Source organism: Halalkaliarchaeum desulfuricum, assembly GCF_002952775.1.
Taxonomy (GTDB): Archaea; Halobacteriota; Halobacteria; order Halobacteriales; family Haloferacaceae; genus Halalkaliarchaeum; species Halalkaliarchaeum desulfuricum.
This window is the reverse complement of sequence record NZ_CP025066.1, coordinates 1,304,026-1,318,547: the sequence shown is the minus strand read 5'-3', so window position 1 is coordinate 1,318,547 and position 14,522 is coordinate 1,304,026. Positions and strand designations below refer to the sequence as shown.

The following is a 14,522-nucleotide window of genomic DNA, read 5'->3' as shown; positions in this document are numbered from 1 at the left end:
TCTCCACTTCGTCGCACTCTGCACCGGCTTCCAACTGACACTCACCACCACACAACCTCCGTGACAACTACAGATCCGACGAGAACCCGTACTCTTCGAGGAGACTTCGAGGCAGAAGTTAACAAACGATTCCGTGCTCTGAAGGGCGACGTTCGCGAAGCAGTCGAGGAACTAGATGTTCTCCATCTCGGGAGCCAGCAGGCTGTCAATCAGGCTCCGAACCCACGTGACTTCGAGTTCCTGTCCGACAGTGAGAAGCGTCAGCGCTTCCAGGCGTGGCTCCGCGAACGGATCGACGAGGGAATCCTCGAGACGACGGACGAAAGTGCGATTCGATCTGGAGATGCGTGGCACTCACAGTACGTCCAGAAGGCCTACGCGAAGGGTGTCACCGACACCGGTGCAAACCTTCGACAGGCAGGAGTCGACGCTGAGAAGCTCGACAATCTGGAGCAGGTGTTCAACCAACCAATCCACTCGTCGAAGATCGAGATCCTGTACACCCGGGCCTACGACGGACTTGAGGGAATTACTCAGGAGATGGATACGCAGATCTCCAGGGAACTCTCGAACGCGATCTCGCAAGGGTGGAATCCGAGGAAGGCAGCCAGTGAGCTCAACGATCGTGTCGATGCTGTCGGGATGAACCGAGCCCGAACGTTGGCCCAGACTGAGATCATCCACTGTCACGCAGAGGGCACGCTGGACAGGCTGGAATCGGAAGGCTTCACCGAGGTACAGGCCGACGTCGAGCACCGTACAGCCGGAGATAATCGGGTGTGTCCGCAGTGTGCCTCGCTGCAGGGGAACACGTACACGATCGAGGAAGCACGAGGGAGGCTGCCGATTCACCCACGATGTCGGTGCGCATGGGTGCCGATCGTCGACGACTGAGTTGGGATTTTGTCGCATCACAGACAGTACTGCTGCCGAACAAACGCATTCTGAATTTACAATAACACAATGGCTTGGGACGAAGAGAAAGAAGAGGGCGATGAGCTCCCGTCGGATGAGTGGAACGATCACGTCGATGATCAGTTGAGTCGCGCGCTATCAGAGGTTCAAGAAGATGAGCCATCTGTAGGCAACGAAGGAGATTTGTGGGCCCGTCCGAGTGTAGACGAGAGTACTATCAATCCTGCTGAAGTAAAGCGGGTGATCCACAGTGGGGGAATGGACATGCCTGCTGATTTCGACGAGAGTCGGGATCTAGTATACGTTGGTGTAAACGAAGAGGAGTTAGTTGCGTATGATGCTACAACACTCGATGAAGTGTGGACGTACGATAATGACTATACTTCTATCGATGGTATTGCGTATAACTCCCAGGATGACAGTATTGTACTAATACACTCTGAAGATATTGAGGTGGTTGATCCGGATTCTGTCGAGACAGAGTGGAAAGAAGACGTTGGGGTGTTCGAAGATGGGATTGCCTCATACACACGTGGGAGTACTCCGTATGCTGCCACAGTTGATTTTGACGAAAATCCGACAATTCACGAGTGGGACTTAGAGGAGGAATCACTAGACAGCGACGAAGAACATGATGGGTGGGCATGGAGTATTGGCGCTGATGAGTTCGAACCAGATCTCGATCCTCACATAATCATTGGCAACGATGATGGTACAGTTGATTGCTATGTTGGATGGGGGATCTACCTAGAATGGAGTAGTGAAGATCTACACGATGAGCGTGTAAGAGCTACAGAAGTTGATTCAGAGTACGCTGTAACGGGATCTGACGGAAATAAGCTTGTCTACTTTGATTTACTTGGAGACGAACCTTCTGTAATTTGGGAACACGAACAACATACTGATAGAGTGTATGGTGTGTCAATGAGCGACGAGTACGTATTTTCGACAGATCAAGATAATAACACCTTAGTCACCGATCGAGCGACAGGTACTGTCTTAGATGAAGTGAGTACTGACTTACAATCAGCTGGTGATACTCAATATGCTGGATCTCACCTGTTCGTAGGAAACTCTGCTGGGTATGGTGAAGACAGTGAGATATTCATTTATGAGTTTGAGAAGACGGCTGAAACGTACGTAAGTGATGGCGATCAGTGGCGACGTATTGACTAATACTGGATAACATCCGGATCAGCCCATGGCTATTTTTGAGTTCCCCCACACCTTCGGCGAAGATGATGAAGAAACAGTCACAGCTACTGCAAGCCCGATTGTAGCGACGACAGATCAGAATACTGCGCAGGGGAGCACTGAAGGTGTGATCGCTGCATCGGCAACATCAGTGACTGCTACATCGACACAGACGGATACGATCTCGACGACGAACTCATCCCCCATTTCCACCCCCGTGGATGCCACTGTCTCCACCTCAATCCCAGGGGTTGGCGCCCAGACATCGGCATCCTCTCCGTCGATTACAGCGACATCGGTGTTGAACACAGCATTACACAAGAAAATCCAATCTGTCGAATCTTCTCCTATCGTAGGCACGGCGACACTGTTGTCTCCCAGTAGTAACACAGAACGAATGGGGACAGCTTCGCCCATCACTTCTACGTCGAGACTCAAACCACCGTCGACGATCACGATGCAGGAGCCTGATGCTCCCGACATCAACTATGCGATCATGGACATGCAGATCGTCGCAGTGGATAGCAACGGCAACGTCGAGTGGGAAGTCGACGACTATCCCGATGCACTTGCTATCGACGACGAGTTCAATCTCTATACAAGAGAGGGAAGCGTAATCACGTCGTACGATTCCTCCGGGAACGAACGGTGGAGTGAGAGTCCCGATGATTCTCTTGATACAATTGTTGTTTCGGAAGCGGGATATGTGTATGCCAATGATGACGGGGCCACTTTACAACTGGACAAAGACACTGGAGAACTACTGTGGAAAGAAGTTGGTTTGGCATACGATGTTAAAGGGAGTGCCACCGATCCGGCTGGCAACTACTATCCATCCAACAATTGGGATGATGTCGTAACGAAGATCAATCCGGATGGGGAAGAGGTGTGGAGCACAGATGTCGATCAACCACGCGGAATTACTGTCGACTGCGCCAACGAATACGTCTACGTCTTATCTGAAGATGGGTACGAAATCAAGAAGCTAGACATTTCTGATGGCACTGTCGTCGAAACACGTGATATTCCCTACGGGTTCGACTTGGAGGCGATCGATCGTGACGGCTATCTTTACCTCAACGACGGGGACTCCGTCTACAAGTACGACTGGGACGCCGATGAATTCGTCTGGACGTATTCGGCTGGTGATACACACTATGCCATAGATCCGACTCTCACCGACGGTGTCTTTGTCCATCTTGAGGACGACACCACTGAAAGCTACGAAATCCACCAACTCTCCGATAGTGGAGAACTAATTGATGTTGTCCATGTAACGGATGACGGTGGATTAACAAGAGATCTCGTGTCGTACCCACCCGTCGGTGGATTCCCGGATATGTGGGAGTCCGACGAAGCCACAGCTGGGCTTCAAGCCCTCGAGACGTCTGCTTCCGGATCACTGAGTTCGCCATCACCGACGGCGTCGATGGATTCCTCCGCGAACGTCGTTGCGTCCAGCGGAGCGTCGACTGCTCCGTCGGCCTCGAGCACAGCAGTACCCAGTCCCACTGGAGCAGGAGCTGTGTCGGCGCCGGCCAGCCCCGGTGGAGTGACAACAGCACAATCTGGTGCGATGACAACGACGGCAACGGCGTCCGGTTCGAGCCTTGGAACCACTGGTTCCCAAGGCGTCTACGCTGCTGGTGACGCTGTGAACGTCCAGACGACGTTGTTCACTCCATCCACCAGGATGGACGAGTTCCATACCAACACCATCACGGCGACTGGGACTCCGACGGCAGTTCAGGCTCACAGTGCACAGAGCACCGGGGCCGTCAAGATAGACGCGACGGGGACTCCATCCGTCGGAGAAATCTACGCCGAGACATCCGGCGCAGGATCCACTACGTCGGCTTCAGCGACGTTCCTCGAAATCCACGGCAGACACTTCATCGATGCCATCGGAGAGCCCGTGACGGCAACCAGCGCCCTCTCTGTTGGCGAAATGGAGACGTGGACGACTCCGACTGCGTCCATCACCACCGGGAGTGCCAGTCCCTACACACCTCCCGTGGAAACTCGAACGGACGGAACTGGGATCCTGGTTGACGTCGATGGAACTCCGCTGGCTGTCGATTCCAACGGGATCACCCTCGTCGCTGTCCAGAAGTATAGTATCTCGGCCATCCTCAATACTGGCATCGAGTTCGGCCCCCGAATTAGTCGGGTGAGTACGCCCGGCAATCAACTGACGACGAACACTGGCCGGAGAGATGCCGATCTCACTGGGGATGGTGCGAACGAAATGGACGTGAGAGAGTACCAGGGTTCTGACGACGAATAGCGGTTCATGCTACCCTTTTGACGCCGAAGTGTAAGGTGGTTGGCGTGCGTATAGTATAGTACGAGCGCACTTTTTTCCGCGTCGTATCGGGAACCCGATACTCTCGCCACAGCGATTCGTAATCCGATTCTGACTACACATGGCACATCTCCACAACGAAGGTGAGCTCCTTGTCCTCGACGACGCCTTTGATGGGCGCACTGTCGATGTGGGGCTCTTCGATGATAGTACCGATCAACTCACCGAGGATAGCACCTACGGCGACATCACCACTGAGCCGGATGGTGACGACTACGAACCGCAGACTGTCGACGATCCCGAAGTAGAGCAGAACGCCGACAATAACGCTGAGGTGACGATGGGTGGGCTGTCGTTCCAGGTGAGCGACGCCGAGCGTGAGATCGACTACGTCTACGTTCGAGACGACGTATCCGGCGATCTGATCTTCACCAACGCGCTGGATCAGACGTACAATCTCGGTTCGATCGACACGCTGGATCTGTCGAACGTCGGGATGGAACTCGAGTAAGTGGTGATTTCCGATGAGTGAATCGTTCCACCTCAAGGCCGGAGACACCTCCCCTCAGATCGAGGCCGTACTTCGATCCAACGATGGGAATCCTGTCGATCTTCGTGATGCAGAAATACTATTCCGTCTCCGTGCTCCTCGAGGTGGCGATGTACTCGTCGAAGAGCTTGCGGAGGTTGTCGACGAAGACGGCCTCGTTCGGTACACCTGGGACGAAGAGGATACTGACGAACCGGGCCGTTATCGCGCTGAATTCGTCGTCGAATATGTCAACGGCGACGTCGAGTCCTTCCCGAACGACGGATATCACGACGTAATTATCACTTCTTAGACAAATGAGTACTGCTACTTCAGAGGACACTGTCGAGCACACGGCTGGCGCTTCGAGGCCCACCGGGATTGCCCGGTGTGAGGAACTCGAGGGGCAGTCGGAGCCCTACACCGTGCACGGCGTCGCGATCGGCGCCAACGAGGTTACGCACGGCGCCAACGGGCCGAAGTTCTGGCCCAGCGATGAGCTCCGTCAGGCCGTACAGTCGCTCGTCGGTGTCCCGCTAACCAAGAACCATGACGACGATCGCGTCGAGTCCGTTGTCGGAGAAGTGATCGACGCTGGTTTCGAACCCGGCGTCGGGATCGTCTTCGAGGCGGAAGTCGACGACGAGGATCTCGCCACCAAGATCGCCCGTGGGCGACTCGAAGTCTCCGTTCACGCCCTCCACAGAGACGGTGGGCGCACCGGCGAGGGTGAGTTGATCGTCGAGGACGTCCAGTTCCTCGATCTCTCACTCGTCCCCCGAGGCGGTTCTCCTTCGAACTTCGTCGAGGCAGGCGAGTCTCCCAGCGAAGTGCTGGCCTCACTGTCCACCGACGAGGTGGCGGAGATCCTCGACGATGCTGACTCTGGTTCTGACACTACGAATCATGAATCTATGACTGACGACACTGACGACACTGAACAGGAAGAAGCAATCGAAGCCGACGAATCCGAGACGGAGGCTGAGGACACCGAAGAGGCTGAAGTCGAAGCCGACGAGGCGGAGGTGGAAGAGACTGAGGCGGAGGTTGAAGCCGACGAGGCCGAGGTTGAGGACACCGAAGAAGCAGAGGCTGAAGCCGAAGAGGCGGACGCTGACGCTGATCTCGAGGAGGCAGAGCTCCGAGAGGAACTCGAGTCCCTCCGTGCCGAGAACCAGGAGCTCCGGAAGGAACTCCAGAGTGTCCGTCTCGAGTATGCTGGACAGCTCTCGGAGGGTACCCCCTTCGAGGCTGCCGAGCTAGCCGAGAAGTTCTCGTTCGACGAGCTTCGCGAGAAGTTCGACGAAGCCGAGGCCTCCCTCGTCTCCGACGAGGATACCTCCGAGGCCGAAGCGACGCCGGCGCCCCAGACTGGGGACGCCGAGTCGGAGCTCTCCACCAGCGACGATGAGGACGTCGAGTCCGAAATCGCTGCACTCGAGAGCAAGATCGAGAACTACGACGAGCTCGGGTGGGACGCTGCCAAGGCTGACGCCGAGGAGCGTCTCGAAGAGCTTCGTTCCTAAGTAGAGTCTTCTACCCACCGCGAGCGCGGGTTGTCGCTCGCACCATTTTCCGCTTTCAGTTCGCTGAGAGCACCCTTGAATTGCTGTCACCCCGCTGACAGCTTCATTCCCTCCAACAATGAGTACTATCCTTTCCAACGACGTTATCGATCAGGAAGCAGTTCGCGCCGAAGTCGAAGAGTACGCCCAGAGCAACCGTGTCTGGCGACAGGCATTCCGCCAGATCGACAGCACCGACATCGACTCCAACACTGTCGAGATCCCCGTTCTCGACGAGGAGCGCGCTGCCGGTGTCGTCGACGAAGGCACCGAGTACCCGTCCGCCGGTGACGCGACGCGCAAAGTCACCGTCGAGCACGAAAAGTACGGTGTCGAAGTCGAGCTCACCTACGAGTCCATCCAGGACGCGCTCCTGGACGTCATCGCCCTCCACACTGAGGAGCGAGCCGAGGATCTCGCCGATGCCCTCGACGAGGCTGCCTACGAGGAAGTCTCCAAGACTGACGGCGAAGGTGACTACGTCAACCTCCAGGAAGACATCATCGGCGATGCCAGTGGTGAACTCAAGTACGCCGACGCTATCGATGCGATGACGGCACTCGAGTCCGAGTCGTTCGATCCCGACATCCTCGTCGTCTCGCCCGAATCGAAGGGCGATCTGATGAAGTCCGACGAGTTTACCCGTGCGTCCGAGATGGGCGACGACGTCGTCCGCGACGGTGCGTTCGGCGAGCTGGCTGGCCTCGACGTCTTCGTCGACGACAACGGACACATCGGTGCCGGCGAAGCCGTCATGTTCGACTCGGGCCGGTACGGAATCGAGTCCGAGCGTGAGGCCATGACGAGCCAGGAGTACGAAGAGGAGTCGGAGAACAAGCGCGTCGTCCAGGTTCGTACCCGGATGGGCTGGAAGACAGTCCGGCCCGAAGCCGGCGTCAAGATCGAGGGCTAAGTCGGCTACTTCCTCCATTCCTTCGACGTCACTTGTCCCCATCTGACATACTCCCCCCTTTCATATCCAGAAAATGACACGCGTAACTCCCCACGACGTTGCTGAGGTGCTCGAGACGGAACTCGACGATTCGGCCCTGATGGCCTTCATCAGTGACGCCCACAACGTCGTCAATCGCCGGTGTGAACCGCACACTGACGACGAAGAGGCCCTCGCCGACGTCGAGACGTACGTGGCTGCGCACCTCGCAACGGCCAAGGAACCCCGTGTCTCCGCCACCTCTGGCGCCGTCACTGACGTCGAACTCGACGCAGATGGGGATCGATACTGGCACCAGGCCGTGCTTCTCGATCCAACTGGACGGCTCGATCGCCCGCAACGTGGGTACTGCGTCGTGACGACGTGATCTCCGTTATTCTCGACTGACTATGTCTTCTGGAATCTCAATGCTCGGATTCACCGACGTGGTGAATGCTCTCGACTACGAGAGTTTTGGCTCTCGAGAGTATCGCGTCGGAACCAACGTAGAGTACGCCGTCTACGTCGAATTCGGCACGTCTCGAAATCAAGCCCAGCCATTCCTTCGCCCAGCTGTCGAACAGGCCGTTTCCGAACTCGATCAGTACGCGAACGAAGTCGACAGTCCCGAAGAACTCGTCGAACATCTCGCGTTGAAAATAGAGGAGTATGCGAAGGCGAATGCTGTCGTAGATACAGGGAACCTCCGAGGTTCGATTGAAGCCCAGCGAGTCTAGAATTCAATATGACTGCACCAGGACAGGCAGCTATTGCTCGTGCCCACAAGATGCTCGGACGTGACTTCCACGTCGTCAACTTCGAATACGACGAGGAGGGTGGCGGAGACAATCCGTACGCAGACGGCGACTGGGTTGAGTCCGACGAGTCGCCCCTGACAGTTCCTGCAACGATCGACTTCGGAACTCAGGACGAAACGGGTGGGGATGGCTCCGGCGCCAATGTCGAACGCGACGCTGTCATCTATCTCCAGAAAGACAGCGCCCCTGTCCATCCTGGAACGGATGACGAGTCTCGAGCCACGGAGTTCGTAGATCTCGAAACGGGAGCTCGGTACCGAGCAGTCTCCGTCGAGCACCAACTTCATCTCACTGCTGTCCACGTCGAGGAACTCTAATTCATGCCAGAGACGATCCAGGATCCCAAGCTCGTCGTTCGAGATATCCTTCGAGATGAGTGGGACAACGACGCAGTTCCCACGGAATTGGAGGAGAGAGACATCCACACTGGTTGGTTCGACGACGGCAAGGGGTTCCCCCAGATAGCTGTCTCGAACCGGAACGAGGATCTCTCTACTGTCACCGACACCGGATTCACTGCGATTGCTGGTGACGGCTCCGGTGGTGTCCAGGATCGGACTGGCACTGTTCTCGTGACAGCGTTCGCTGGCAGTCGCGACGAGTACGACTCTCGTGGCATCGAACGCCTCCAGGCCGAGGACATGGGCAACGAGATCTCCCGAATTATCGGACGGAATCAGTCGCCTGGCGAGTACCTCGCACTGGCCGTTGGCCCCAGAGAGGATCTCGTTGACGACGAAGTGAGTCCGACTGAGTACGCCGTCCAGTTCCGGATTCGCTATCTCTGGAAGAAGGAACCAGCACGCGACTAAGCAACGTCTTCCCGAGAGGTTGCTTCGTCCTCGGAATTTCGATTCCGAGAACTAATTCTGCTCCTTCGCGAGCACCGCCGTACCAGACAATTTATTGACAATTCACGCTAATCATGAGTAATCAGGCTACGCAGGCAGACACTGGCTTCCGCGATCACCGTGTCGAGTTCGTCCGAGAAGTCGAACCCGGTGTGACGCCGGACGATCCCGACTGGGAACTGTTCTCCGACACCCTCGAGACGGCTCTCGAGTGGGACGCGGACGCCCAGATCGAAGCACAGCGCGGACTTGGTGACTATCGAGTCCAGAACCACTTCACCGGCGCCGAGGATCACTCGGTGTCGATCGAGTACCACCTCCAGCGGTTCTTCGTCGACTCCGACGGTGATCCGCTGGATCCCGCAGGTGACGCCATCCTCCGGGACGACGATGGTGGTGTCAAGAACACCCACACCATCGTCGATCGAGCCGAATTCGACGATGCTCACACCTACGTCGTGGCTCGTGGCTGCCACCCGAATCTGAGTGATCTGTCGGGCGATCCCGGCACTGCGCTTCCGATGGTAGTCAGCCTCGAGTACGAGGCGAAGACGGTGCGGATGTTCCGGGCGGATCAGCCCACCGGTGAAACCCTCACCGTCCGCAGTACCTCCGACGAGGACACGAGTCAGACGCTTACCCTGGAGTCCCAGGGTGCGTACGCGACGGAAGACGTCTCTCTCGAGGGGACGACTGAAGTCGTCACCACCGAGGAGTTCTCCTCGTTGGACGCCTTCGAGCTCGACGAGAGCACTGAGGGCGACGTTGTCATCGAAGACGAAGATGGTGACGAACTCGTCCGGCTCCGTGGTGCCGACTCCTACGGTGACGCTGAAGGCGATCTCGGTGTCCCTGCACTCGGTGACGGCTCCCATGCCGACGCAATTGAGTCGGGCTACGAGCGCTTCCTGGACGATCACATCGAACAGGACGGTGGCCAGCTGGCTGCCGAAGTGCGCTCGGCTTCCTTCTCGGTGGACAACAACTACGAGAAGGAGCCCGTCATGGGTACGTCCCAGCAGGCGATCCATATCGGCGAACAGGACGTCGAGTTCTCGGCGACGGTGGCCGGCAACTTCGCCCACCACGAGAACCTCGTCGATCACCTGACTGGCGCCGAGTTCGATCTGGTGTGGATGATGGATGGTGGGGAAGTCCACTTCAAGAACGCCGTTCTCGAGGATCCCGGCGATGTCGGGCCCGAGGCCGGCGAAGTCATCTCCACGATGGACAACTCATTTGAGCCCAAGCGGATCGAAGTAGACGCGAACTAAATCGCTCCGGTGAATCTGTGGGTGAACCGATCAATAGATTATATTTTTGATACTTGGGGTAATCTAATAACGAAGAACGTTCAACGGCCCCACATGAATAGAAGTGATCAGATCGAGTTCATCCGAAAACATCTGTTGCCGTTAGTTGACACGGAGTTCAAGATTAGTTCTGACAACAAACCCGATGACGAATTCGTCGAAGAAGCTGAGATATTGCTTGCTGAGACGTATTTGGACAAGGGCCGAGGGACTGTCTGGTGGTTTCTCAAAGTGATTGTTCCACTGGCAGTCCTCGACGTCCTCTTCCAGATGTCACCCCAAGTCTACGGACTCGTCATCAGCATGGTGGGGACTTGGTTCCTCCTCGTAGAATCTGACATCATGGGCAGATTCACGATCGCCGGACAGGCGACGTACACCAGTGGGGCTATTTTTGGTGGGGGTACTCACCTTGATCGAGACGAAGCGAAGAGATTGGCGGAGAACACCGTCGCGACGAACATCGCACTGGTATGGCTCACGGCGGGGTTCATGTTCCAGATTCTAGCGGTACAGCTTTTCGGGGACACAAGCGTCATCTCTACTAACTTACTGTCCGGCGCGAGTTCTGTGATCTGAGGTTCTGTTTCAAATAGTCGCTGAATCACTACTCAATCATCCCACCTTGTGGGAACTCTACTTCAATCCCAACGAGACTGACAAATGTCTACCCAAGACGATTCCCTTTCGATAGCAGAGCCCGAGGACTTCTTCGTCCAGCGCGACGGAGACGACGAACTACAGCCGATCACCCAGCCACTCCCGGGTGTCGATCAGCAGATCCGGGTGATCCCGATGTCGATGGGTGATCTGAATCAGTACGGGAGCGCCGAAGGCCGACTGAACCCGGGCGATCTCTCCGATGAGGAGATCGCGGAAATACTCTCGAATCACTGGTACGACGTACGGGAACGAGACGACTACGAAGTCACCGCCGAGATGGTGGCGGAGGACATGATTGGCTTCGGACGAGACGCCCTTCTCACTGCGATCCTTCGTGCCTCTGGGTACGATATGCAGAACGCACTCAATCTGGAGAACCTGGAGATGCTCGAGCAGGTTCCTGAGGGAAAGTTGGAGACGATGATGGAACTGGCCGAACAGAAGCGCTAAGGAACAAAGCACTCTGGATCAAGCAGCTCCACGACAACGGCTATCGGTTCGTCGGTGACGAATCCTTCTACAATCTCACAGTCCGCGAAGTGCGGGTGTTACTCGAGGGTGCCACTGTACAGCAAGAAGAACAAGCGAAACGGAACGGAACTTCGCGAGGCTCCGGCCCCCACGAACGGGCTCCTGGCCAGGCCAGGAAGTCCGATGAGCAGTGGGTAGAGGAGCTGAATCGCGAGCAGAACTTCTGACTTTCTTCATTACGAATAAATGACATTTACTCCCAGCGGAGGCGAATCCGTAGAGATCGCTATCGAAGCCGAAGATCAGGGCGCCTCTCAGGCGTTCGAGAACGTCGAGAGTTCCGCCCTTGGAATGAAGCACGCCGTCGGTGCAGCCGGAGGTGTCCTCGCTGGGGCCGGTGTGGCAGCCTTTGGCAGTGCAGCTGACTCCGCCATCGAGTTCGAAGAGGCGATGGCTGAGATCGAGAAGGTTGCCGGTGAAGACGTCGCTGAGGAACTAACTGGCGACATCAAGGATCTCGCATCGGAGGTTCCCCTCGCCCACGACGAGTTGGCCGAGCTCGCCACCCAGGCGGGCCGGATGGGGGCCGAGAGTGCTGACGAGATTGCAGAGTTCACCGAGGTTGCCGGCCAGATGGGAGCTGCGACGACTCTCTCTGCAGACGAAGCAGGGACGGCTCTTGGGAAGATGACGACGGCGCTGGACGAACCCCTGGACAACGTCGGCGAACTGGGTGACTCGATCAACGAACTATCGAACAACTTCCAGACGACGTCCGACGAGATCGTCGACTCCGCCCAGCGTTCGGGCCAGGCACTGGACACACTGGGCCTCGAATCTGACGAGATCCTGGGGCTCTCGGCTGCCTTCAACGAAGTTTCTCCGACGAGCCGGCAGGCTGCTCAGCGGATGCAGCAAGTCTCGGAGTCGATGATGGATCCGGACAACGTCGAAATGTTCGCGGACATGCTTGACGTCTCCGCTGAGGAGTTCGAGAAGATGCGCGATGAGGCTCCCGAGGAGACGATGATGTCTCTGATGGAGAACATCGACGGGAACCAGGACGCCCTCGATACTCTCAACGACGAGTTGACTACAGCACAAGCCCGTGCCTTCCGTGACACCGCTGACTCGGCTGACGCGATGAAAGAGGCGATGCAGGAGTCGGGAGAAGCGATGGAGGAAGGTGGCTCCCTCGCTGGCGAGGTTGCCACGGAAACGGACACGATGGCCGGCCAGATGGAGCTGCTCAGCTCCGAAGTCGAGAACATCAAGATCGCGATGGGCGAGTCGTTCCTCCCGGTTCTCGTCGACGTCCTGGAGACTGTTTCCCCACTAATCTCTGAATTCGCCGACGTCAACGAGGAATTCGATGGCCTCCCAGCAGTGATCATGGCTGCGACGGCAGCCATCGGTGGCCTCACTGTTGCCCTGACGGCGCTTACTGGAATCACAGCGACGACGATTCTCCCGATAATTGCTGCTCTGGGTGCCCTCGGAGCGACTGCCTACGCGATCAAGACGGCGTGGGACGAGAACATGGGTGGGATTCAGGACGCCACCCAGGAGATGTGGGAGGCGATCGAGCCCGCCCTGGCTTCCGTCCAGTCGTTCGCGGAAGACGTCTTCGAGGACTACGTGATGCCCCTCCTGGAAGATCTCCAGGAGCTCTGGGAGGAACAGTTCGAGGAGATCGCCGAGGACGTGGCCGAGACGATGGACGTCGTCTCCGATCGGATCGAGACGGTGCTGGCCTTCCTCGAGGGCTACTGGGAGGAACACGGCGACTCGATAATGACGATCGTCGAGGCGACGTTCGCCTTCCTCGAACTGACGATTGGCACTGCATTGCGGGCGATCTCGACGACGATCCAAGCTGTTCTCGCGATCATTCGGGGCGACTTCGATGAAGCCCTCGAGATCTATCTGGACTTCTGGGTGACGACGTTCGAGGAGATCCTCGGTTTCCTGGACAACGACTTCTTCTCCGGGATCGTGGCCACCTTCGAGGCCGTCTTCGGCTTCATCCAGCACGTCTTCGAGGCGATCTATGACTTCCTCATCGGGGGCTCGATCATCCCCGACACGTTCAACGAGATCCTCGATTTCCTCACTACGTGGTTCGCCACCGTCCAGTCCTGGCTTGTCCATGATGGAAAGGAATTAATCGCCGACGGGTTCCAGGCGATTTTCGATGCGACGATCGGGAACCTGATGGAGTTCCTCGAGAATCTCGCCGGCGGAATCAGTGGTACCCTTGGCACCATCGCTGACTGGGTGACGAACCAGGGTTCCGATGCGATCGAAGGTGCGTTCGGTGCCGTCCAGGAGGCGATCACGTCCCCGATCTCGACGGCTGTCTCGACGATCGAGGACACGATCTCCGAGTTGCCTGACTACATCATGGACACGGTGCAAAACGCCGTGGACGACGCCATCGACTGGTTCAACCGGAACGTCCCGAACACGCTCGAGATTCCATCCGTCACCGTTGGAGGTGGATCGGTTAGCCTTCCGAGCCACACCTTCGAGGATCCCATCTCCGGGGAAACGATCGGCACCATTGGTGGTGGACGTCTCAGCATTCCGTCGTCGACAGTCGGTGGACAGGGAATCGATCTCCCCCAGCTCGCCCAGGGTGGAATCATCACTGGCGACACGTTGGCCCGGATCGGCGAAGCTGGTGACAACGAGGCCGTCGTTCCCCTCCACAGGCTCTCGCGGTTCCTCGACACGGCGTACGAGGTGGGTGCCCAGACTGTCTCTGAGGGCCCACACGGCGCCACGAGTGACTCCCAGTCCTCGACGTTGACTGCCACCCTCCGCGTCGAAGGTGACGGAGAGCTGGCTGATCTGATTCGAGAACACGCTGAACTCGTCGTCGAGGATCACGAGAACGCCAAGGCGAACCGAATCAGTCGGATGTAGCGTCCGGTTCCCACTGAACTAACTACCACTTTTCATACC

At 57.1% G+C, this 14,522-nt stretch carries 16 protein-coding genes; 15 read left to right on the top strand and 1 reads right to left on the bottom strand.

The features are described from left to right. The first annotated feature begins 60 nt into the window (after positions 1 to 60). Entirely contained in the window at positions 61 to 894 is an 834-nt protein-coding gene (locus AArcSl_RS06520; RefSeq protein WP_119816662.1) for a phage head morphogenesis protein, read from the top strand. 69 nt (positions 895 to 963) lie between these two features. Continuing rightward, positions 964 to 2,091 (top strand): hypothetical protein, encoded by a 1,128-nt coding sequence (locus AArcSl_RS06515; RefSeq protein ID WP_119816660.1) that lies wholly within the window; start codon positions 964 to 966, stop codon positions 2,089 to 2,091. A gap of 114 nt (positions 2,092 to 2,205) precedes the next feature. Here the strand turns inward: AArcSl_RS06515 and AArcSl_RS16900 are convergent, their stop codons facing one another. Beyond that, on the bottom strand, positions 2,206 to 2,565 hold the full coding sequence (locus AArcSl_RS16900; RefSeq protein ID WP_161945914.1) for a hypothetical protein: 360 nt from the start codon (positions 2,563 to 2,565) through the stop codon (positions 2,206 to 2,208). A 1-nt stretch (position 2,566) separates the two neighbouring features. Here AArcSl_RS16900 and AArcSl_RS06510 point away from each other — a divergent pair, with 1 nt between their 5' ends. The 13 genes from AArcSl_RS06510 to AArcSl_RS06450 all read left to right on the top strand — a co-directional run bounded on the left by AArcSl_RS06510 (position 2,567) and on the right by AArcSl_RS06450 (position 14,483). Further along, complete coding sequence (locus tag AArcSl_RS06510; RefSeq protein ID WP_161945913.1) at positions 2,567 to 4,396, top strand: outer membrane protein assembly factor BamB family protein; 1,830 nt, start codon at positions 2,567 to 2,569, stop codon at positions 4,394 to 4,396. A 139-nt stretch (positions 4,397 to 4,535) separates the two neighbouring features. After that, on the top strand, positions 4,536 to 4,925 hold the full coding sequence (locus AArcSl_RS06505) for a hypothetical protein (RefSeq protein ID WP_119816656.1): 390 nt from the start codon (positions 4,536 to 4,538) through the stop codon (positions 4,923 to 4,925). 13 nt (positions 4,926 to 4,938) lie between these two features. Beyond that, entirely contained in the window at positions 4,939 to 5,256 is a 318-nt protein-coding gene (locus AArcSl_RS06500; RefSeq protein ID WP_119816655.1) for a BppU family phage baseplate upper protein, read from the top strand. A gap of 4 nt (positions 5,257 to 5,260) precedes the next feature. Further along, complete coding sequence (locus AArcSl_RS06495; protein WP_119816653.1) at positions 5,261 to 6,469, top strand: hypothetical protein; 1,209 nt, start codon at positions 5,261 to 5,263, stop codon at positions 6,467 to 6,469. A gap of 118 nt (positions 6,470 to 6,587) precedes the next feature. Then, positions 6,588 to 7,421 (top strand): phage major capsid protein, encoded by an 834-nt coding sequence (locus AArcSl_RS06490; RefSeq protein ID WP_119816651.1) that lies wholly within the window; start codon positions 6,588 to 6,590, stop codon positions 7,419 to 7,421. Between the two features lie 73 nt (positions 7,422 to 7,494). Next, the gene (locus AArcSl_RS06485; protein WP_119816648.1) at positions 7,495 to 7,827 is read left to right on the top strand and encodes a hypothetical protein; all 333 of its coding nucleotides are present in this window, start codon (positions 7,495 to 7,497) and stop codon (positions 7,825 to 7,827) included. A gap of 22 nt (positions 7,828 to 7,849) precedes the next feature. Continuing rightward, positions 7,850 to 8,176, top strand: a complete 327-nt coding sequence (locus tag AArcSl_RS06480; protein WP_119816645.1) for an HK97-gp10 family putative phage morphogenesis protein — start codon at positions 7,850 to 7,852, stop codon at positions 8,174 to 8,176. Positions 8,177 to 8,184: 8 nt separating this feature from the next. Beyond that, positions 8,185 to 8,574, top strand: coding sequence for a hypothetical protein (locus tag AArcSl_RS06475; protein ID WP_133412130.1), 390 nt, complete (start codon positions 8,185 to 8,187; stop codon positions 8,572 to 8,574). 3 nt (positions 8,575 to 8,577) lie between these two features. Next, complete coding sequence (locus AArcSl_RS06470; protein ID WP_119816637.1) at positions 8,578 to 9,069, top strand: hypothetical protein; 492 nt, start codon at positions 8,578 to 8,580, stop codon at positions 9,067 to 9,069. A gap of 113 nt (positions 9,070 to 9,182) precedes the next feature. Continuing rightward, on the top strand, positions 9,183 to 10,382 hold the full coding sequence (locus AArcSl_RS06465) for a hypothetical protein (RefSeq protein WP_119816635.1): 1,200 nt from the start codon (positions 9,183 to 9,185) through the stop codon (positions 10,380 to 10,382). Between the two features lie 93 nt (positions 10,383 to 10,475). Continuing rightward, positions 10,476 to 11,000, top strand: coding sequence for a hypothetical protein (locus AArcSl_RS06460; protein ID WP_119816632.1), 525 nt, complete (start codon positions 10,476 to 10,478; stop codon positions 10,998 to 11,000). A gap of 84 nt (positions 11,001 to 11,084) precedes the next feature. After that, positions 11,085 to 11,534, top strand: coding sequence for a hypothetical protein (locus AArcSl_RS06455; protein WP_119816629.1), 450 nt, complete (start codon positions 11,085 to 11,087; stop codon positions 11,532 to 11,534). A gap of 267 nt (positions 11,535 to 11,801) precedes the next feature. Then, positions 11,802 to 14,483, top strand: coding sequence for a phage tail tape measure protein (locus tag AArcSl_RS06450; protein ID WP_119816626.1), 2,682 nt, complete (start codon positions 11,802 to 11,804; stop codon positions 14,481 to 14,483). Positions 14,484 to 14,522 lie beyond the last annotated feature (39 nt).